Source organism: Paenibacillus sp. GCM10023250, from assembly GCF_042653205.1.
Lineage (GTDB): Bacteria > Bacillota > Bacilli > Paenibacillales > Paenibacillaceae > Paenibacillus_Z.
Window position 1 is genome coordinate 77946 of the sequence record NZ_JBHSHY010000023.1, and the last position, 20834, is coordinate 98779.

The window sequence follows — 20834 nt, forward strand, 5'->3', positions numbered from 1 at the left end:
CAGGCTCGGCATCGCCCAGGAGCAACGGCAGCGTCTTTGCCGCCTGGGCGCTGCCGTTTGAGCCATTCCCGAGAGGAGGGAGCGCATGCTCCATTACATCGGCTACCGGGTGCTGCAGCTGATCCCGCTGCTGATCGCGATCAGCATCATCGTGTTCTTCATCATCCAGCTGCCGCCCGGCGATTTTCTGTCCACGTACATCCAGCAGCTGGAGCTGTCCGGCACGAAGGTCGACGCCGGCACGATCCTGAATTTGCAGCGGCAGTACGGGCTGGATCAGCCGTTCATCGTCCAATACCTCATCTGGATCAAAAACATCGTCGTGAACGGCGACCTGGGCCGTTCCTTTCAATGGAACCAGCCGGTATCCGAGGTGCTCGGCGGCCGGCTGATGCTGACGATGGTCATTTCGGTCGTCTCGCTGATCTTCGTCTGGATCGTCGCGATTCCGATCGGCATCTACTCCGCCGTGCGGCAGTATTCGATTCTCGATTACGTGTTCACGTTCATCGGCTTCATCGGGCTCGCCGTTCCCGGCTTCCTGATCGCGCTGGTCGTGTTGTACTTCGTGTTCGCCACGACGGGCGTCTCGCTAAGCGGCCTGTTCTCGCCGGAATACGTGGACGCGCCGTGGAGCATGGCGAAGGTGATGGATATGCTTCCGCGGCTGGTGCTGCCCGTCGTGATCATCGGCATGTCCGGCACGGCCGGCCTGATCCGCGTCATGCGGGGCATGCTGCTCGACGAGCTTTCGAAGCAATACGTCATCACCGCCCGCGCCAAAGGGGTCGAGAGCAAGAAGCTGCTGTTCAAGTATCCGGTCCGCATGGCGATCAATCCGCTTATCAGCACCATCGGGTGGACGCTGCCCGCGCTCATCTCCGGCGAAGCGATCGTGTCCATCGTCATGAATCTGCCGACGACCGGGCCCGTGCTGCTGCGGGCGCTCATGTTCCAGGATATGTACCTCGCGGGCAGCTTCCTGCTGATCGTGAGCGTGCTGACCGTCGTCGGCACGCTGATATCCGACATTCTGCTCGCGTGGCTCGATCCGCGCATCCGGTTTGGAGGGGTTGCCGATTGAATACCGCCGTACCGACGAAAGCGGAGAAGAAACGATGGTTCCGCCTCGGCAAGGTCCCGAAGACGGCCGAGCCGGACGAGGCGTACGAGGTCGCTTCCCAGTGGAAGCTGATGTGGTGGAAATTCAAGAAGCACCGCATCGCCATGGCCGCGGCCGTCGTGCTCGTCCTGTTCTACCTGTCCGCGCTGTTCTGCGAATTCCTGTCGCCGCATCTGCCGCTCGACCGGTACACCGCCTATAAGAACGCGCCTCCGCAGGCGATCCATTTCTACAGCAAGGAATCCGGCTTCAGCCTGCGTCCGTTCGTCTACGACATGAAAATGAGCGTCAACCAGGAGACGTTCCTCCGGACGTTCCAGCCCGATACGTCCAAGAAGTATTACCTCCACTTCTTCGTCAAGGGACGGGAATATACGATGTGGGGGCTGTTCAAGACGGACATCCACCTCTTCGGGACGAAGGACGTCCGCGCCCCGTTGTTTCTCGCCGGGACGGACGATCTCGGACGCGACCTGCTGTCCCGGATGATCTACGGCGGCCGGATCTCGCTTTCCTTCGGGGTGCTGGGCATCGTGCTGACGCTGATCCTCGGACTGCTGCTCGGCGGCCTGTCGGGCTATCTCGGGGGCGTGACCGATACGATCGTGCAGCGGACGATCGACCTGCTGATCTGCATTCCGACGATTCCGCTGTGGATGGCGATGTCCGCCGCGCTGCCGCGCGACTGGTCGGCGCTGGAAATCTACTTCGGCATGGTCATCATCTTCTCGATCATCGGCTGGACGGGGCTGGCGCGCGTCGTGCGGGGCAAGATTCTGTCGCTGCGCGAAGAGGACTTCACGATGGCGGCGCGGCTCGCCGGCGCGAGCGATCTGCGGATCATCCGCAAGCATCTGCTGCCGTCGTTCGCCAGCTACACGATCGTGACGGTGACGCTGTCCATCCCGGCGACGATTCTCGGCGAGACGGCGCTCAGCTTCCTCGGGATCGGCCTGGCCCCGCCGGTCGTCAGCTGGGGCGTGCTGCTGCAGGATTCGCAAAATCTCGAGACGCTGGCCCACCATCCTTGGCTGCTCTGGCCGGCGGCGCTGATCGTCGTGACCGTGTTGATGTTCAATTTCTTGGGAGACGGGCTCCGCGACGCGGCCGATCCCTACAAATAAGGAGGCCGTGCGATGAGCATCGAGCTGCCGAACCGGCCGCTGGCCGGCTCGATCGAGGACGACGACGTCATTTTGCAGGCGACCGGCCTGAAGGTGCATTTCCATTTGGACGAAGGCAGGCTCAAATCCGTTGACGGCGTGGACCTGCTCATCCGCAAGGGCAAAACGCTGGGCATCGTCGGCGAGAGCGGCTGCGGCAAGAGCGTGACGTCGCAGGCGCTGCTGCGGATCGTGCCGAAGCCGGGCCGCGTGGAGGGGGAAATTCTGCTTAAGCGCGGGGGCGGCGAGGCGAAGGCGGAGTTCGTCGATCTGGCGAAGCTGGACGGGGACGGCAAGGAGATCCGGAGCGTCCGGGGCGGGGAGATCGCGATGATTTTCCAAGAGCCGATGAAGGCGTTCTCGCCGATCCACACCATCGGCAACCAGATCATGGAGGCCATCCTGCTGCACCGGACGAACGACAAGAAGGAGGCGCGGGAGATCGCGCTCGAGACGCTCGCCAGCGTCGGCATGTCGAACCCGAAGCAGCGGCTGGACGAATATCCCCATCAGCTGTCCGGCGGCATGCGCCAGCGCGCGATGATCGCCATGGCGCTCGCCTCGCACCCGAAGATCCTGATCGCGGACGAACCGACGACGGCGCTGGACGTGACCGTGCAGGCCCAGGTGCTGATGCTGATCAACCGGCTGAAGGAGAAGCTCGGCACGTCGGTCGTCTTCATCACGCACGATCTCGGCGTCATCGCGGAAATGTCCGACGAGGTGGCGGTCATGTATCTCGGCAAAGTCGTCGAATACACGGACGTCGATACGCTGTTCTACGGCCCGCGCCATCCGTACACGAAGGCGCTGCTGCATTCGATTCCGTCCGTCGCGCACCGGAACGCGCGGCTCGAATCGATCGAAGGCTCGGTGCCGTACCCGATGAACCTTCCGGCGGGCTGCGGGTTCTACTCCCGCTGCCCGAAGGCGCAGGCGGGGGCGTGCAACGTCGCGGACATTCCGCTGATCAAGGTGAAGGACAATCATTACGTGCGCTGTCTGTTCGCCGAAGACGATACGACCGGAGGAGGTGCGGGACAATGAGCGTGCGCGAGGCCGATCTCGGAGGCCGGGCTAACATGGGGGCCGGGCAAGGCGACGTCATTTTGAACGTCCAATCGTTGAAAAAATATTTTCCGATCCGGAAAGGCTTTCTCCAGCGGACGGAAGGCTACGTCAAGGCGGTCGACGACGTGAGCTTCTATATCCGCGAAGGCGAGACGTTCGGGCTCGTCGGCGAATCCGGCTGCGGCAAGACGACGCTCGGCCGCTGCGTGCTGCGGGCCATCGAGCCGACGGAAGGGGCGACGCTGTTCAAGGACCGGGAAGGCCGCGTCAGCGACCTCAACAGTCTGGACAACAAACGTATGCGCAAGCTCCGCCGGGACATCCAGCTGATCTTCCAGGATCCCTATTCGTCCCTCAATCCCCGGATGACCGTGTACAACATCGTGGCGGAGCCGCTGATCTGCAACGGGATCGCGCACGGCGAAGAGCTGCGGAGCCGGGTCCGCCAGCTCATCGAGCTGGTCGGGCTGAACAGCCGCCACATGGACCGGTATCCGCACGCGTTCAGCGGCGGCCAGCGCCAGCGGATCGGCATCGCCCGCGCGCTCGCGACGAATCCGCGGTTCGTCGTCTGCGACGAGGCGGTCAGCGCGCTGGACGTGTCCGTGCAAGCCCAGATCTTGAACCTGCTGCAGGATTTGCAGCGGCAGCTCGACCTTAGCTACTTGTTCATCTCGCACGACTTGGGCGTCATTCAGCATATCTCCGACCGGGTCGGCGTCATGTACGTCGGGCGGATGGTGGAGACGGGTCGGACCGCGGAGCTGTTCCGGCGGCCGCGCCATCCGTATACGGAGGCGTTGCTGTCCGCCAAGCCGGTGCCGGATCCGCGCCGGAAGTCCGAGCGGATCGTGCTGCAGGGCGAGGTCGCCAATCCCGCGAAGCCGCCGTCGGGCTGTTATTTTCACCCGCGCTGTCCGTACGCGCAGGAGACGTGCAGGCTTCAGAAGCCGGAATGGCGAAGAGTCGGCGAGGATCACTTCGTCGCCTGCCATCTCGCCGACGAATTGACGCTGCAGGGAGCGCTCGAATTATGAGCCCCCTCCTCGGCGCGATCCTGCTCTACGTCGCGGCGTTGATCGGCTTCCTGCTCGGCACGGCGGCGTTCGTCCGCTTCGCGGTCAATCGCCTGATCGGGCGGAAGCACCGGCTGCTGGAAGAAATCTTGGACACCGGCAAGCTGCCGCAGGCCTGGACGGACGGGGCCGCCCGGCCCGCGGACGCGGAGAAGCGGGTCAGGCGGCTGGCGGCTTACGTCCGCAAGACGCGGCTGGTCGACGGCGAAGAGACCCGCGCGCTACTGCTGGCCAGGCTGGAGCAAGCCGGAACGTCCGGAAAGGAATAGCGCGCATGGATCCTTATCTGAGACAAGAGAAGCGCAGGGCCAGCGCCGGCTTTCTGTCCTGGCTGCTCGTCCTCGCGCCGTCGCTGCTCGCCCTGTTCCTATGGCTGTCGCTGCAGCGGGCGATCGAGATCGCGCTCGTCGCGGGCGGCGTCAGCACGTGGTCGTGGAGCGCGATCAAGTCGTTCGCGTTCATCGGCTTCGGCCTGGCGTGGCTCGCCGGCGTCTTCTTGATGCAGCATCTGCTGTACCGGAGCGCGCTCCGCGGCCGGCTGTCCGACCGGATCCTGCAGCTGCTCGCGCTGCTGCTGGGGCTGCTGGCGTGCAGCCAAGCGATCCGCTATCCGCTCGGCGAGGCGGCCACTTTCCGTTCGCTGCTGCCGGTCGTCCTCGAGGCGGCGGCGGCCGTCCTGCTGTACGCGGGCTGCCGCATCGCCCGCGCGCGGCGGGCGGCCCGATCGGATCCGGCGGATCGTTAGCTTCGAGAAGATGAGGAGGACCCGATGGGAGAAGTGCCGCACTACCTGACGATCAAACGCGACATTCAACGGCTGATCCGCGACGGGCAGCTCCTTCCCCACGTGCTGCTGCCGGGACGCTGGAAGCTCACGGAGCAATACGGCTGCAGCTGGGCGACGGTCAACCGCGCCATCCAGGAATTGATTCTCGAAGGCATGCTGTACGCCGAGAAGGGGAAGGGGACGTTCGTCAGCCCCGCGGCTCCCGGGCGGGCAGGCCCGGTCCGCACGCTGTCCGTGCTGCTGTGCAGCTTTACCGAGAGCGTCTACCATTCCGTGCTGAAATTGATGCAGGGCATTCACGAGGCGGCGGGCGAAAGCGGCGTGCACGCGGAATTTACCGGCATGCGGGAACCGGGGCGGCTCCATGACCTGGGCGGACTCGACGGCCGGATCGTCATCACGCCGGGGGCGGCGGATTATCCCGAGCTGGCCAAGTCGGTCTCGCGCGGAGAGCGGTTCGTCGTGCTCGGCTCCGAATTCCGCGAGCCCGGCGGGCGGTGGGTCAGCTCCGATACGCGGGAAGGGACGCGCCGGGCGGTCGGGCAGCTGCTCGCCGCCGGACACCGCCGCATCCTGCTGTTCGGGCTGCGGCGCGGCATGGCAAACTACGAGCAGAAGGCGCGCGGGTACGAGCTGGCGCTGACCGAATACGGCCTGAAGCCCGACGCGGACTGGATGGTGTACCGCCCCGAGAAGCCGGCGGACGCCGAAGCGCTGCTTGGCCGCTGGATGGGCGGACATCCCGCGTGCAGCGCCGTGTTCGCCGCGGATTACACGTCGGGCTTGGCCGTGCTCGGCTGGGCGATGAAGGCCGGCGTCCGCATTCCGCGGGACCTCTCGCTGTTCGTCATGGGGGAAGTGGATTCGTCGCCGTATCTGGTCGTGCCGCCGAGCAGCGTGGTGCAGCCGTTCGCGGAGATGGGCAGGCAGGCGGTCCGGATGGCGCTCGGCGACGACGACGCGCCGTCGGCGCTGCTCCCTTGCCGGATCATTCATCGCCAATCGGTGCTGCCGCCTTCCGGCCGCGCGTAACGGAGGCTTTGAGGCACGTCCAAGGAACGGCGGGCTCGCCGATGCAGGGGAGGATCAGCTTCGCCATCGGGGATCAGCTTCGCCAAGCTGCCAATGAACGTTTGGGTACGCACGATGCCAGGCTAATACGAAGCCCCGACCGGGCTTAGGGCATGGATTCTTATCGGGAGGCGACCGTTCATGCATATGGGGAACTTGATGGATTTGACGCCGAGATTGAATTTCGCGAGCCGCGACCGGGCGCGGGCGGGGGACCGCTGGGGGCCGCGGACGATTCCGGATTGGCAGATCTTCTCGGTCGTGTCCGGGGAAGCGCTGCTGAAGCTGGGCAGGCAAACCTACCGGATCCGTCCGGGCGAGAGCGTCCTCTATGGGCCAAACAGTCCCCATGATCTGTCCGCCGAGCAGCCGACCGAATATTTCAGCTTCCACTTCTCCTGGCACGAGACGTCTCCGGCGCCGGTGCATCCCGCGTACCGCATCCAGAACGTGCCGGCAGGCGCGCTGATGACGCGTCCCGAAAGCTGCGGCATCTTCGTGCCCGGCGTGGGCGAAGTGGAGCTTCCCCCGCATTTCCCGACGGGCGGGCTGGATGCCCTCATGCTCCGGATGGTCAAGGAATACCATGACGAAGCGGCCGGCAATTATTTTTTGCTGCGCGCAATGCTGATGGAGCTGCTCGTGCTGCTCATCCGCCAGCTCGCCCGCCAGCCTAACGGCGCGCCGGTCAGCAAGATCGAGCCCGCGCTTGCCGCGATCCGGGACAATCCCGGCGCCAAGTGGACGGTGTGCCGGCTCGCCGAGATGTGCGGTTACCATCCGAGCTATTTTACGGGCCTGTTCTTCCAGGAGGTCGGGCAAAATCCGAAGGAGTACCTGATCGCGGAGCGGGTCCGGCAGGCCAAGACGGCGCTGCTCAAGGGCGAGCCGGTCGAACAGATCGCCGAGAGCCTGGGCTATGCCAGCATCCATTATTTCAGCAGCAGCTTTAAGAAAGCGACGGGCCTCTCGCCGAGCGAATTCAAGCAGAATCCGGCCACCCTGGTTCAACTGCTGGCCGCCAAGTCCTGAGCTTGGCCGCCGCTTGCGCCCTAAACGACGAAGAACGCCCTTGCACCAGACCGGCTCGGCCGGCGTGCAAGGGCGTTTTGGCGTCAGTTCGTTTCCTTCGTGTCCTTCGGATGGCGGCGCGGATGCTGCAGATGCGCCTCGAGCGAGCTCGTCTCCTTCTTGGCCACGAGCCGCACGTCCGTCGTGCCTTCATGGTGATTCTCGAAATCGAGCTGCGCGAGCTCCCATTCCGTCGTGCCGAGTTGCGGATCGGCAGGGAAGATGTCGCCGCGGCTCAGCTTCTCCTCGCGGCCCCATTCGTTCTTGTAGACGCCGTCCACCTCGACCGGCTCGCCGGACATGGGTTCCATTTCGAAATGCCGTTGTTGTTCGCTCATATCGATCGCCTCCTGATGTCAATCGCGTCCGCGGCCTACAGGCCGTGCTTCGGCACGGCAGCGCGGTCAGCTTCGGATTGGGCTTTGCTCGCCGAATCCTTGCCTTGGCCGCCGCTGCGGTCCGCCTTGGACTGCGCCCGGCTGGCGGCGCGCTGCAGATGGGAAGGATGTTCGCCTGACATAACGCATCGTCCTCCTGATCGGATAAGTCATGATGACCCACCTTCAGTGTGCCACGGCGGCGCGCAAACTATGTGCGACGCCGGCCGCCAGCCGTGATCGTGTTCAACATGGGGCGGCCGCTTCCTTGCGGGCTACTTCATCTGATACCGGGCTTCCAGCCGCTTGCCGCCGAACCACATGACGACGAGCAGCACGAGCGCGAGCAGGATCCGCCACGGCTGTTCGAGCAGGTCGCCGATGTTGAAGCTGAGCAGCGACACGGCGAAGATCATGACGGCTTTGCCGAGCAGGATGGCGAGGGCGAAGGAGCGGAACGAGATGCCGCTCAGGCCGGAGATGACGTTAATGAGCGCGGACGGCGAGAAGGGAAAGCAGGCGAAGAGGAAGATCGGCGTGAATCCTTTGCGCTCCACGAAGCCGAGCAGCTTGCCCGTGCGCGGGAAGCGCCTGCGCAGCCAGCCGCCGAAATGGCCGCCGAGCTTGCGCGAGAGCCAGAACAGCAGCAGGGAGCCGCTGCAGACGCCGATCCACGAGTAGAGCGAGCCGAGGAACAGGCCGTAAATATTGGCGTTGGCCGCCACGAAGACGAGCAGCGGCAGCACCGGAATGAACGATTCCGCGAGCGGCAGGAGGATGCCGGGGAGCGGACCGAAGGCGGAGTAGCTCTCGAGCGTCCGCTGCAAATGCTCCAAATCCATGCCCTTGAGCTCTTGGAGCCAGTTGTCGATCAATTCCATTCCTTGGTCCCCCTGTATCGTGTGGGCCCGTCAGCCGGGCGTCTTGGGATCGTGAAACGCGCGGAACGGAAACCAAATATAAAAAAAGCCGATCGCGGCATACATGATGCCGCAGTATAAGAGCACGTGGGCTTGGCTCTGCCACAGCGCGAGCGTGCCGCCCACCACGGGGCCGACCATGCCGCCGATCCCTTCGACGGTGGAGAAGATGCCCCAGCCGAGCCCTTGCTGCTTCGGCGGCACGTAATTGGCGAGCAGCGCGTTCCAGGCCGGCAGCAGCGTGGCGTAGGAGAGCCCGAGCAAGCCGGTCAGCGCGATGCAGATCCAGATCGGCGGCGCCATGGAGAGCAAGTACAACCCCCCGCCGATCAGCACGAAGCCGAGGACGAGGAACCACTTCTTGCCGCCGAGCATGTCCGACAGACGGCCGAGCGGCATGAGGCTGATGACAGTGCAAGCACCGCCCGCCAGCAGCAGCAGCGAATACTGCGAGCCGTTCATGCCGAGCTTGTCTTCCGCGAAGCTGGGGAGGATGGGCACGAGCATGCCCGCGCCCATCGTCTGCAGCACCATGCCGGGAAGCAGCAGCCGCATATGGCGCAGCCGCTCCCGCAGGATGGCGAACTGCTCGCTGAGCGGAAGCGTCGGCGCGACGCCGGACGCCCGGCCGCTCGTGAGCAGCAGCGAGAACAGCCAGCTGAGCACGGCGATGCCGAGAATCAGATAATAGGCCGCCGTCCGGCTGACGTCCAAAAGCAGATTGCAGGCGATCGGCCCGGCGCCGATGCCGATGAACCAAACCGTATAGAAATACCCCATTTGCATCGCCCGCCGCTCGCCCGTGACTTTGGTCAGGCAGACGATCCAGATCGGCGAGATGCCGACGCCGTACAAGGCCGAAGCCAAGATGAACAGCCAAGGCTCATCCGCGATCGGAAGCAGCAGAATGCCGGCAATGGAGATGAGCAGCCCGGTATGGACGACGAAGCGGATGGAGAAGCGGTCGAGCAGGTATCCGATGAAGATTTTGAGCACGGTGTCCGTCAGATAATGGGCCGTGATGGCGATGCCGATAATGTCGAGCGACAGCCCGAGCGTCTTCTCCCCGTAAATGGGCAGAAAGCTGATGAGCGCGGCGCCGCGGATGAATTCGACGAACAGCAGAATGACGGAGAACAACATGATTTCGCGGCTGAAACGACTTGGTTTGATGACGGTCACAACCCCTTGTACGTCGGAATCCCGAAATGGTTTCTCCCATGCCTGGGCGATTATAGCCGGACGGACGTCCTCTCCATTATATGCAAGCTGGAACAAAAATCCAAGGCGACGGACTCGGCCGCGTCCTTGCGCTGGAGCTTCCGGGCTCTGGCGCGATGCTGCGCAAGCACGACGGGATCACGGATCAGCGCCGCGATGCCCCGAGCCAGCTCATCCGGCGTATGGATCAGGCGGGCGGCGGATTGGCCGGCCAGGTAGCGCGCGTTGTTCCGTTCTTGGCCCGGTACGGGCTGGTAGGCGAAGATCGGCAGGCCGAGCGACAGCGATTCCGCGAGCGTGACGCCGCCGGGCTTCGTGACGATGCAGGCGGAGAGCGCCATGAGCTCGTGCATCCGCTCGACGTAGCCGAAGACGCGCAGCCGCCCGCTCGCGCAGGCTTCCGCGGCCGTCTCCGGGAGGGCCGCTGCCAGCGCTTCGTTGCGCCCGCACACGACGGCAACGGTAAGATCAGGATACCCTAATAGCGGGGAAATCATAGCCTGGACCGCGGCCGCGGCCGCCTGCGCGCCGGCCATGACGAGCACGACGGGGCTGCCGGCGCGGAAGCCGTAACGCTCGCGCGCCGAGGGATCGGCCGCCGCCGCGCGGAAGCCGCGCCTGATCGGAATGCCGCTGACGCAGACGCGGCGTTCGGGGATGCCGAGCGCTTGCAGCTCGTGCTTCATGTCGCCGGTCGGCACGTAATAGCGGTCGATGTCGGGATGGACCCAGCGGCGGTGCAGGTCGAAATCCGTCACGACGGTGCAGGTCGGGATGCGAAGGCCGATGCGTTTCTTGAGCGCGGGCATGGCGAGCAGGGGGAAGGTATGGATCACGGCATCTGGGCGCTGGCCGAGCAAGATCCGGCGCAGCCGCTCGCGGCCGAATGAGTGGAGCCAGTTGGCGAAGACGGAGTCGTGCTTCATGGGCTTGGTCCGGTCGTACAGCCAGCCATACAAGCCGGGGATGAGCGAGTAGCTCTTCTGATAGACATGCCGTGTCATGGCGTTGATCCACGGATGCGCTTCGGCGAGCAGGTCGACGAGCACGGGCTCGCCGAGCCCCCGGTCTTCGATCGCTTCGCCGATCGCGCGCGCGGCCTGCAAATGCCCGTCGCCGTAAGAGGCGTACAGAATCATGATCTTCATTGCGAACGCACCTCCCTACAGGCAAGGATAGCGCCGGAATGTCACAGGGCCGTTAGCGGTGTATGAAGTGATTGTAAGGAATAGGAAAAAGCCTTGAAACGCGCGACGGACGGGCGTTTCAAGGCTTGGCCGTTAAGGAGGAACAAGGGCGTAGGACGCAGCGTCGTTGGCGGAAAGGGGCACCGGCCGAGGTGTTCGCCCGTTCAGATCAGCAGGTTGAACAGCACGGGGTCCTTATTCAGCTCGAGGTAGCTGAGGCCCTTCTGGTTCATGCGGGCGATGAGCGGCTCGTAGTCGCAGCGCTGCTTCAGCTCGATGCCGACGAGCGCGGGGCCATTGTCCTTGTTATGCTTCTTGGTGTACTCGAAGCGGGTGATGTCGTCGTCCGGCCCGAGCACCTCGTCGAGGAATTCGCGCAGGGCGCCGGCCCGCTGCGGGAAGCTGACCATGAAGTAATGCTTCAGCCCTTCGAATACGAGCGAGCGCTCCTTGATCTCCTGCATCCGGTCGACGTCGTTGTTGCCGCCGCTCACGACGCAAACGACGGTCTTGCCCGCGATCTGGTCGCGGTACAGGTCGAGCGCGGCGATCGGCAGGGCGCCGGCCGGCTCCGCGACGATGGCGTTCTCGTTGTACAAGTCGAGCATCGTCGTGCATGCCTTGCCTTCGGGCACGAGGACGATATCGTCGAGCAGCTCGCGGCACATGCGGAACGTCAGGTCGCCGACGCGCATCACCGCCGCGCCGTCGACGAACTTGTCGATCGCCCCGAGCGGCACGACTTCGCCGGCGTCCAGCGAGACGCGCATCGACGGCGCGCCCTCCGGCTCCACGCCGATCAGCCGCGTGGCGGGCGAGACGGCTTTGATGTACGCGGCGACACCTGCCGCGAGCCCGCCGCCGCCGATCGTGACGAAGACGAAGTCCGGCGCGGTCTCGACCGCCTCCATGATTTCCTTGCCGATCGTGCCGTTGCCGGCGATGATCCGCGGATCGTCGAACGGATGGATGAAGGCCAGATCGTCCTTGCGGCTCGCCTCCATCGCTTCCCGGAAGGCGTCGTCGAACGTGTCGCCGGTCAGGACGATCTCCACGTCGGGGCCGCCGAAAAACTTGACCTGGTTGACCTTCTGCCGCGGCGTCGTGCTCGGCATGAAGATCTTGCCGGGGATGCCGAGCGCGTGGCAGGAGTACGCGACGCCCTGCGCGTGGTTGCCGGCGCTCGCGCAGATGACGCCGCGCATGAGCCGCTCCGGCGGGAGCGATTTAATGAGATGGTAGGCGCCCCGCAGCTTGAAGGAGCGGACGACCTGCAGGTCCTCGCGCTTCAGCAGGACGTTGCAGCCGTAGCGCGCGGACAGCACGCGGTTCTGCTGCAGCGGCGTGCGCGCGGCCACTTCCTTCACATGCATCTGCGCCTGGGCGATCTCCGTCAGTCCGACCGTCAGCGCTTCGTAATTTCGTTCGTGTCCCATGGGAACCGTCCCCTTTGCTCGAATTGGATTCAATGTATCGCTCCGGCGGACCACCGCCGGAACATAAAAAAATCCCGTCCCCGATAAGGGACGAGATTGCCTCGCGTTACCACCCTGCTTCCGTCCGGCATGGCGATTGACGCCCTTATGCCCGATCGACGGCTCTTTGCCGCGTACGATCATACGCGCTCCGGGTAACGGCGGATACCGTCCGCGCTTACCGGCCCCGTTCGTCTGACGGAGGCTTGCGTTTCGGCGCGGCTTCTCGGGGAGGATGCGGCAACGGCGGGCAATCGTCGGCTTTCAGCGGGCACCGACTCTCTGGGGATTGCCTGATGCGCGGAGCGCGTGTTCCCTTCTGCGAATGTGGCGATGTCGGGAATGAATTATATTTGTTATACCCCTCCGGCCGGGTAAATGTCAACGGCAAAAATAAGACAGGCCCCGGGAACGTCCGCCTCGGCCGCCGCCGACCCGCTTCGGCCCCCGCTGTTACGCGTCCGCGTCGCCGGCGAGATCCCGGAACGGCGACAGGTCGACCTGTGGATACGACAATCCGAGCGAGCCGAGCTTGGATTCCACGATGCGGAGCACGAGATAGTCGCGGAACCAGCGGTTGTTCGCCGGGACGACGTACCACGGGTTGCGTTTGGTCGCGGTCGCCCGGAACGCCTGCTCGTAGGCTTTGGCGTACGCTTTCCAATACCGCCGTTCTTCTAGGTCGGCGGGGTCGAACTTCCACAGCTTCTCGGGATTCTCCATTCGCTCGCGGATTTTTCTTAACTGGAAGTCCGGGGAGATGTGGAGGAAAATTTTGACGATGGCGATGCCGCCGTCGGTCAGCATGTTCTCGAAATGGCGGATGTGCTTGAGCCGCCGCTCCGCTTCCTTGTCGTCGACGGCCCCGTGCACGCGCGTGACGAGCACGTCCTCGTAGTACGACCGGTTGAAGGCGACGATCGCGCCTTTGGCCGGGGCGACCTTGTGCGCGCGCCACAGGAAATCGTGCGCCGACTCGTCGGCCGTCGGCTTCTTGAAGCTCTCCGCCCGGAAGCCCTGCGGGTTCAGCCCGGCGAGCACCTTCTTGATGACGCCGTCCTTCCCGCTGCAGTCCATACCCTGGAACACAATGAGCACGCCGTTCGACTTGCTCGCGAACAGCTTCTCCTGATGCTCCTTCAGCTTGTCCTTGAGCGCGTCGAATTCGGCCTCGATCTCGTCTTTGCCGCCGATGCCTGCGGTATCCTCGGGGGCGAAATCCGCGAGGGACGCGCCCTTCTTGCCGTTCAGCCGGTAGTTGTCCAACATGGGCATTCTCCTTTACGTCGTCCGAAATGCGCTTCTCTTGCCTCGCGGCAGCGCCTGCCCGGCGGAAAAATCCGTCGTCTGCAAACGCGAAACGCTGTGTTAAAATGGATTATACTAGAAATCGTTCCGCCATGCCCGCGGACCGGGAAGGGGCGGCGCGCCGGCTCGGACGTCTACCGGTTCGATTTCGGGCATGACGAACATCTGGGAGTGAAACGGCTGTGGACTTGGCGTACCGGGCAATGACGATGGACGATTACGATGCGAGCTTCGCGCTCTGGGCCGCTACCGAAGGCATGGTGCTGAGCGCTTCCGACGAGCGGGAGCAAATCGAAGCATTTCTGCGGCGCAATCCGGGCCTCAGCTTCGTCTGCGCCGAGGGCGAGCGGCTGGCAGGCACGGTGCTGTGCGGCCATGACGGCCGCAGGGGCTTCCTCTACCATGCCGCCGTGGCACCCGGCATGCGCGGCAGGGGCATCGGCGGAACGCTCGCCCGGCTCGCCCTCGCGAAGCTGCGGGAAGCGGGCATCGGCAAGTGCCACCTGTTCGTGCTCGAGAGCAATGAGCTCGGGCAGGGCTTCTGGGCCTGGTCGGGCTGGGAGAAGCGGGAGGGCATCCTGCTGTATTCGGCCGATACTTGACCGGACGAGAGGCGTCCGCGAAGGAAGAAGGAAGAGACAAGCGCCGGGCGGCAATGCCGCGGCAGGCGGGACATTCAACTTGAGGAGGACGAAGACAATGGGACAAACGAGCATTCAGCACATGGTGATTTTCAACTTGAAGCATGAGGCGGGATCGGAAGCGGCGGAGAAGTTTCTGCGCGACGGCGAGCGCCAGCTCACCTCCATTCCGGTCGTGAAGCAGTTCAGCGTATTCCGCCAGGTCAGCCCGAAGAATGACTACGACTACGGGTTCTCCATGGTCTTCGACAATCAGGCGGATTACGAGACCTATAACGCGCATCCGCAGCACGTCGATTTCGTGGAAACCCGCTGGGTGCCGGAAGTGTCGCGGTTCCTGGAGATCGATTTCGAGAAATACGGGCAGCAAGCGTAGGCGGGCGAGACGCGTGAAGCTCGGCGGCATCAATCATCTGCTCTTCTCCGTGTCGGACTTGGACCGGTCCATCGCGTTCTACCGCGATGTCTTCGGCGCCAAGCTGCTCGTCCGGGGCCGGGCGACGGCGTATTTCGACCTGAATGGGCTGTGGCTGGCGCTGAACGCGGAGCCGGACATCCCGCGCGGCGAGATCCGGCAGTCGTACACGCACATCGCGTTCTCGGTCGAGGAGGCGGCGTTCGACGACGCCGTGCGGCGGCTGGAAGCGCTGGGCGCGGACATGCTGCCGGGGCGCGAGCGGGACGAGCGCGACAAACGTTCGGTCTACTTCGCCGACCCCGACGGCCACAAGTTCGAATTCCATACCGGCAGCCTGCGGGACCGGTTGGCCTACTATAAAGCCGAGAAGCCGCATATGCTGTTCTGCGAGGATTGAAGATCCCGACCGGCTGATGGACCGACCGTCCTTCGGCGCAAACCCCCGCGTTTCGTTTCCGGCTCGTCCGGCGGCGAAACGCGGGGGTTTTGTTCGTTAGGCGGCCCTTGCGGCGGCCTCGCCCCGATCGTGGGCGTTCGGAATTTTCCAACCATTTGCCGCTTATTTACAAAATATCAAAATACCATTAACAATCTCGACATAAAACTCCTATACGCTGGGGGCGAAGTCCTAGAATAGGAGTTGAAGTAGAGTTGAATATGAGAAACAAACGCCTGCTTTCCCTGCTGCTCTCCGTGGAGATCGCGGCGGGCATCGTCGTGTCGGCGGTTCCGGCCGCCGCGGCCGGGCCGCTCGCCGGCACGCCGTACGACGCGAACAGAACTTACGACGTGAACGTTCCGCACGTCGTGATCAATCAGTATTACGGGTCGGGCGTATCCACGGGCGGAGCCGCGGACTACGGTTTCATCGAGCTGTACAATCCGACGGATTCCGCCATCGATCTCAGTACATGGTCCGTCCAATATGCCGACCGGATGGCGCTGGTCGATGCCAATACCGGCGAACTGCCGCTGACCGGCCCGACCGGACCGTGGGAAGTCTTGAACTTGACCGGCAGCATCCCGGCGCACGGCTCGTACCTGATCCGCGCCGCCGCTTCGCAATCGCCGAGCGTTAAGGTGAACGTCAAGCCGGGGGATCAGCCATTCGATCGCACGCCGCCCGGCACGACGACGCAAAACAAAGGCATGAAGGTCGTCCTGATGAGCAATCAGACGCCGCTGGAACAGACGAACGTCAATCCGTCCGCCGATAAACCGGCCGGCTTCGTGGACATGCTCGGAGCGGCCGGCAATGATAAGGGCAGCACCATCGACGGCGCCGAAGGCGATTATCCGAAGGAAGCCGGCGGCCCGTCCAAGAACATCGCGCTGCGCCGCGACAATTTCATCGATACGGACAGCAATGTGAACGATTTCAAATTGATCGACTACAAGAGCCTACCGGCCGCCGAGGCCGCGCCGTTCTATCCGCATAACGCCGGCGACGGTTCGTGGGCGGCCGTGCCGGATCCGATCGCGATCTCCACGCCTTCGCTTCCGGACGCGTACAAGGGCCTTGCGTATTCGGCCGGCATCGCGGCAACGGGCGGCGTGAAGCCGTACGTCTTTGCAGCGACGGGTCTGCCGAGCGGCCTCAGCATCGATGCCGACACGGGCGCGATCTCCGGAACGCCGGCGCAGGATGCGCCCGCTTCCGCCGCGGTTAACGTTACGGTGACGGACAGCCGGTCCGAGGCGGTCAGCAAGTCGTATACGCTGAACGTGGGCACGGGCCATCCGGATACGGTCAACATCACGAAATTGGGCTCCTTCATCGCCGGCGAGCCGAACGAGGACGGCGGCGTCGCCGAAATCGTGAAGTACAACCCGGAGAACCAGAGCTACTATTCCGTCAACGGCTCCAGCACGCCGGCGACGCTCGATATCGTGAGCCTGGACAGCCAAGGCAAGCCGAATCAGGAAACGGTCCGGCGCGTCAACATCGAGGATACGGTGGCCGCGCATCTGGACGGCTTCGATTACGGCGATTTTACCAGCGTGGACATCGATACGCAGCACGATTTGGTCTACGCGGCGATTCAAGAGAAGGCGTACGACAAGAACGGCGCCATCCTCGTTTTTGATTACGACGGCAACTACGTGAAGTCGTATGAAGCCGGCGTGCAGCCGGACATGATCAAAGTCGCGAAGGACGGACGTTATGTCCTGACGGCCGACGAGGCCGAAGACCGGGAAGGCGGCGCGGATCCGGAGAAGGATCCGAAGGGCAGCGTCACGATCGTCGATACCTTGGCGGGCACGGTGAAGCACGTCCTGTTCGACGACGAGAGCGTCATCGACGACAACGTGCATCTCCGCGGCGCCGTCGCGGACGGCGTCATCACCGGACCGGCCGCGGACAAGTCGGCGGCGGAACGCGACCTCGAGCCGGAATACATCGCGCTGTCGGCCGATGAATCCGTCGCGTACGTGTCCCTGCAGGAAGGCAACGCGATCGGCACGATCGACATCGCGGGCGGCAAGGTCACGTCGGTGAAAGGGCTTGGCTACAAGGACCTGAACCTGCCGGGAAATTCGCTGGACCTCGTCAAGGACGGCGCGATCAAGTTCGAGAGCGTGCCGTTCAAGGGCATGTACATGCCGGACGGCATCGACACGTACAGCGTGAACGGCAAGACGTACGTGTTCACGGCCAACGAAGGCGACAGCACGGATTGGCCGGGCAGAACGAACGTCTCGACGATCAAGGACATGAAGGCGAAGCTGGATCCGAATTCCGAGGCCGCTAAATTCCTGGCGGGCAAGACGGCGTACGACGGCGTCGAAATTCCGAGCGACATGGGACCGGACGGCATCTACCTGTACGGCGCGCGTTCGTTCTCCGTCTGGGATGCCGATTCGATGGCCCAAGTCTACGACAGCCATAACGACTTCGAGACGATCACGGCCGAGCGGATTCCGGCGTATTTCAACTCCAATCACGCCGACGTGTCCTTCGACAAGCGCAGCCCGAAAAAAGGACCGGAGCCGGAGTACGTGAAGGTCGGCCAAGTCGGCGATAAGACGTATGCTTTCGTCGGTCTGGAGCGGGTCAGCGGCATCATGACGTACGACGTGACCGATCCGGCGCATCCGGTATTCGCGAACTACATCAATACACGCGATTTCGCGCACCCGGATAACCTGCAAACCGACGCCGGTCCGGAAGGCATCGACTTCATCCCGGCGGCGGTCAGCCCGACGGGCAAGCCGCTGATTCTGGTGGCGAACGAAGTGGGCGGCACGATCTCCGTGCTGCAAATGGAAGTAAGCCAAACGCCGAATAACGGCACGGGCGGGGGCGTATACGTACCGGTCACGCCGGATAACAGCGCGACGGTTGACGGCTCCACGGTGACGCTCATCGCGAAGGCGGCGACGGACGCGAGCGGCAGCGCGGCGGCGGCCGTGACGGCGCAGCAAATCGACCAGGCGATCGGGAAGCTCTCCGGCGCGGTCAAGACGGTGACGATCCGAGCAGCCGCGGACGCGAACGCGAAGCAAACGACGGTCTCGCTGCCGGCGGCATCGGTCGGTAAGCTGGCGGCCAGCGCGGCGGACGCCGTCGTCCTCGATGCGGGCGTTGGACAAGTCACGTTCGACAAAGCGGCGCTGACGGCGATGGCGAATGGCGCCGCGACGGGCGACGTCGCGATTACGGTCGCCAAGAAGAACCTGGCCGACGTGACGGCGAAGCTGCCGGCCGACAAGCAGGCGGCGATCGCGGCGGCGGTCGGATCGCATCCGGTCTTTGACTTCTCGGTGACGGCGGACGGCAAGACTATCGCCGATTTCGCCGGCGGCTCTGCGGAGATCCGCGTGCCGTATACGCTGGTGGCGGGCGAGAACCCGAATGCCGTCATCGTGTATGACATTGCGGACAACGGCGAGCTCGCGCTATTGCCGCAAGCGAGCTTCGATTCGGCAGCGGGCACGCTTAGCTTCACGGTGAAGCACTTCTCGACGTACGCGGCGGCTTATAGTCCGGTGAAGTTCGCGGACATCGCGAACAGCTTCGCGAAGGATCACATTACGTACCTGACCGCGCGGAACATCATGCAAGGCAAGAGCGCGAGCGTGTTCGATCCGAAGTCGAACGTGACGCGGGCGGACTTTACGCTCATTCTCGCCCGCGCGGCCGGTGCGGACCTGAGCGCCTATAGCGCGAGCGGGTTCGGAGACGTCGGGGCGGACGCGTACTACGCGAAGTCCGTCGCGTGGGCGGCTTCGGCCGGCATCGCGAGCGGCGTCTCCGCGAGCCGGTTCGACCCGGGCGCGTCCATCACGCGCGAGCAGATGGTCGCGATGATCGCCCGCTTCGCGGACGCGCAGAAGCTCGAGCTGCCGGCGTCGGTGCCGGGCATCGCGTTCACGGATGCCGCGAGCATCGCGCCGTACGCGCGGGAAGCGGCAGCGGCCGCGCAGCAGGCCGGCATCATCAACGGCCAGCCGAGCGGCAGCGGCGCGAAGTTCGCGCCGAAGCAATTCGCGACGCGCGAAGAGACGGCGAAAATGATCGCCGCGCTCTATCGGCTCATGACGAAGTAACCGCGAGAAATAGGAAAGACGCAAGGAACAGCCCGGACCGTTCGCGGTCCGGGCTGTTTTTTTGCGTATGAGGAGGCGGGATTCGCCGCAGGGGAACGGTTCCGCGGCGGCCGCGATGGCTTCGGCGGAAGGACGGGCCGGTCGGCGAGCCGGCGGAACGGCCGCATGCCGGCGCGATCCGGACCCCGCCGCTGCCGCAAACCAGTAAAACCCGGGCGTCATGCGCCCGGGTTGGCGAGCATCCGCCTGAACTGCGCCGTCAGCTCCGGCACGACCTCGAACAAGTCCCCGACGATTCCGTAATCGGCCACGCCGAAGATGGGCGCGTCGGGGTCTTTGTTGATGGCGACGATGACGCGCGATTGGCTCATGCCCGCCAAATGCTGGATCGCGCCGCTGATGCCGCAGGCGATGTACAGCTTCGGCGTGACGGTCTTGCCCGTCTGGCCGATCTGCAGCGCGTAGTCGCAGTAGCCGGCGTCGCACGCGCCGCGCGAGGCGCCGACCGCGCCGCCGAGCACGGCCGCCAGCTCCGCGAGCGGGGCGAAGCCCTCCGCGCTGCGGACGCCCCGGCCGCCGGCGACGATGACGTCCGCCTCGGCGAGGTCGACCGTGCCGCCGGCCTTGCGCGCGATGCCGCGGACGACGGTCCAGAGCGGCGGCGCCGCGTACGGCAGCGCCGCCACCGCGCCTTCGGCGCCGGCCGCGACCGGCTCCGCGGCCGGCAGATTATTGGGGCGCACGGTCACGACCTGCCGCGCCCCGGGGAGCAGCCGCCGCTGCTCGAACGCCTTGCCGGCGTAGAGCGGGCGGGTCAGCACCGCGGACGCCGCGCGGCCGTCGCCCGGCGGCTCGACGGCGGTCACGTCCGCGACGTGGCCGGCGCCGAGCCGCGCGGCCACGCGGGGCGCAAGCTCGCGCCCCGCCGCGGTGTGGCCGAGCACGATCACGCTCGCCCCCGCCGCGTCAACCGCGGCGCCGATGGCGGCGGCGTACGCCTCCGGCGCGAAGCCGGCCAGGGCCGGGTCGTCGACGACGTGGACGACCTCGGCCCCGCGGGCGGCGAGCTCCGCGGCGGCCTCCCGCAGCGCCGCCCCGGGCCCGCCGCCGACGACGACGGCATGCACGGCGCCGCCGTCCCCGGCCAAGCGCCGCGCGGCGCCGAGCGCCTCCAGCGCCACGCGGCGCAGCTTGCCATCCAGGCACTCGCCATAGACGAGCGCCGTAATCTTTCCCGTATCGGTCATCGATTCGCGACCTCCCTTCTTAAAACAGCTTCGCTTCGCCGCGCAGCGCGTCCGCCAGCTGCGCGGCCTGCTCCGCCGCCGTGCCGCCCAGCCGGCGGCCGGCCGCGCGGGCCGGCGGCGCCAGCAG

20 protein-coding genes are annotated in these 20834 nt (G+C 64.9%); 12 read left to right on the forward strand and 8 right to left on the reverse strand.

Annotated elements, in window-relative coordinates; genetic code table 11:
- Window positions 1–85: 85 nt before the first annotated feature.
- The 8 genes from ACFPB1_RS17880 to ACFPB1_RS17915 all read left to right on the forward strand — a co-directional run bounded on the left by ACFPB1_RS17880 (window position 86) and on the right by ACFPB1_RS17915 (window position 7323).
- Entirely contained in the window at window positions 86–1084 is a 999-nt protein-coding gene (locus ACFPB1_RS17880; RefSeq protein WP_208850856.1) for an ABC transporter permease, read from the forward strand.
- Complete coding sequence (locus tag ACFPB1_RS17885; RefSeq protein ID WP_240546571.1) at window positions 1081–2247, forward strand: ABC transporter permease; 1167 nt, start codon at window positions 1081–1083, stop codon at window positions 2245–2247. Before ACFPB1_RS17880 ends, ACFPB1_RS17885 begins: the two co-directional genes overlap by 4 nt.
- Window positions 2248–2259: 12 nt before the next feature.
- The gene (locus tag ACFPB1_RS17890; RefSeq protein ID WP_379227472.1) at window positions 2260–3333 is read left to right on the forward strand and encodes an ABC transporter ATP-binding protein; all 1074 of its coding nucleotides are present in this window, start codon (window positions 2260–2262) and stop codon (window positions 3331–3333) included.
- A gap of 35 nt (window positions 3334–3368) precedes the next feature.
- A complete protein-coding gene (locus tag ACFPB1_RS17895) occupies window positions 3369–4394 on the forward strand; it encodes an ABC transporter ATP-binding protein (RefSeq protein ID WP_379227489.1) in 1026 nt (341 codons plus the stop codon).
- A complete protein-coding gene (locus ACFPB1_RS17900) occupies window positions 4391–4702 on the forward strand; it encodes a hypothetical protein (protein ID WP_208850858.1) in 312 nt (103 codons plus the stop codon). The genes ACFPB1_RS17895 and ACFPB1_RS17900 overlap by 4 nt, the downstream gene beginning before the upstream one ends.
- Before the next feature lie 5 nt (window positions 4703–4707).
- Window positions 4708–5178, forward strand: a complete 471-nt coding sequence (locus ACFPB1_RS17905) for a hypothetical protein (protein WP_379227473.1) — start codon at window positions 4708–4710, stop codon at window positions 5176–5178.
- 24 nt (window positions 5179–5202) lie between these two features.
- Window positions 5203–6252, forward strand: coding sequence for a substrate-binding domain-containing protein (locus ACFPB1_RS17910; RefSeq protein WP_379227474.1), 1050 nt, complete (start codon window positions 5203–5205; stop codon window positions 6250–6252).
- A 180-nt stretch (window positions 6253–6432) separates the two neighbouring features.
- Window positions 6433–7323, forward strand: coding sequence for a helix-turn-helix transcriptional regulator (locus tag ACFPB1_RS17915; RefSeq protein WP_379227475.1), 891 nt, complete (start codon window positions 6433–6435; stop codon window positions 7321–7323).
- An 83-nt stretch (window positions 7324–7406) separates the two neighbouring features.
- On the opposite strand, the gene ACFPB1_RS17920 is transcribed toward ACFPB1_RS17915, so the two are convergent.
- The 7 genes from ACFPB1_RS17920 to ACFPB1_RS17950 form a co-directional block, all read right to left on the reverse strand.
- Window positions 7407–7700 carry a transposase gene (locus ACFPB1_RS17920; RefSeq protein WP_379227476.1) on the reverse strand — a complete coding sequence of 98 codons (294 nt, stop codon included), beginning with the start codon at window positions 7698–7700 and terminating at the stop codon, window positions 7407–7409.
- Between the two features lie 35 nt (window positions 7701–7735).
- Window positions 7736–7882: a hypothetical protein gene (locus ACFPB1_RS17925; protein WP_379227477.1), complete on the reverse strand. Its 147-nt coding sequence runs from the start codon at window positions 7880–7882 to the stop codon at window positions 7736–7738.
- A 132-nt stretch (window positions 7883–8014) separates the two neighbouring features.
- On the reverse strand, window positions 8015–8620 hold the full coding sequence (locus ACFPB1_RS17930) for a TVP38/TMEM64 family protein (protein WP_379227478.1): 606 nt from the start codon (window positions 8618–8620) through the stop codon (window positions 8015–8017).
- A 30-nt stretch (window positions 8621–8650) separates the two neighbouring features.
- The gene (locus ACFPB1_RS17935) at window positions 8651–9841 is read right to left on the reverse strand and encodes an MFS transporter (RefSeq protein WP_379227479.1); all 1191 of its coding nucleotides are present in this window, start codon (window positions 9839–9841) and stop codon (window positions 8651–8653) included.
- Between the two features lie 50 nt (window positions 9842–9891).
- The gene (locus ACFPB1_RS17940; RefSeq protein WP_379227480.1) at window positions 9892–11028 is read right to left on the reverse strand and encodes an MGDG synthase family glycosyltransferase; all 1137 of its coding nucleotides are present in this window, start codon (window positions 11026–11028) and stop codon (window positions 9892–9894) included.
- A gap of 203 nt (window positions 11029–11231) precedes the next feature.
- On the reverse strand, window positions 11232–12503 hold the full coding sequence (ilvA, locus tag ACFPB1_RS17945) for a threonine ammonia-lyase IlvA (protein WP_379227481.1): 1272 nt from the start codon (window positions 12501–12503) through the stop codon (window positions 11232–11234).
- Between the two features lie 492 nt (window positions 12504–12995).
- The gene (locus ACFPB1_RS17950) at window positions 12996–13811 is read right to left on the reverse strand and encodes a PPK2 family polyphosphate kinase (protein ID WP_379227482.1); all 816 of its coding nucleotides are present in this window, start codon (window positions 13809–13811) and stop codon (window positions 12996–12998) included.
- 221 nt (window positions 13812–14032) lie between these two features.
- Between ACFPB1_RS17950 and ACFPB1_RS17955 the strand changes: the two genes are divergently transcribed.
- The 4 genes from ACFPB1_RS17955 (at window position 14033) to ACFPB1_RS17970 (ending at window position 19460) form a co-directional block, all read left to right on the forward strand.
- Window positions 14033–14452, forward strand: a complete 420-nt coding sequence (locus ACFPB1_RS17955) for a GNAT family N-acetyltransferase (protein WP_379227483.1) — start codon at window positions 14033–14035, stop codon at window positions 14450–14452.
- Window positions 14453–14549: 97 nt separating this feature from the next.
- Window positions 14550–14867 (forward strand): Dabb family protein, encoded by a 318-nt coding sequence (locus ACFPB1_RS17960; protein WP_379227484.1) that lies wholly within the window; start codon window positions 14550–14552, stop codon window positions 14865–14867.
- 13 nt (window positions 14868–14880) lie between these two features.
- Window positions 14881–15306, forward strand: a complete 426-nt coding sequence (gene fosB / locus ACFPB1_RS17965) for a metallothiol transferase FosB (protein ID WP_379227485.1) — start codon at window positions 14881–14883, stop codon at window positions 15304–15306.
- Window positions 15307–15566: 260 nt separating this feature from the next.
- Window positions 15567–19460, forward strand: a complete 3894-nt coding sequence (locus ACFPB1_RS17970) for a choice-of-anchor I family protein (protein ID WP_379227486.1) — start codon at window positions 15567–15569, stop codon at window positions 19458–19460.
- A gap of 218 nt (window positions 19461–19678) precedes the next feature.
- Here ACFPB1_RS17970 and ACFPB1_RS17975 read toward each other — a convergent pair whose 3' ends face one another.
- Window positions 19679–20707: an electron transfer flavoprotein subunit alpha/FixB family protein gene (locus tag ACFPB1_RS17975; protein ID WP_379227487.1), complete on the reverse strand. Its 1029-nt coding sequence runs from the start codon at window positions 20705–20707 to the stop codon at window positions 19679–19681.
- Between the last annotated feature and the right edge of the window lie 127 nt (window positions 20708–20834).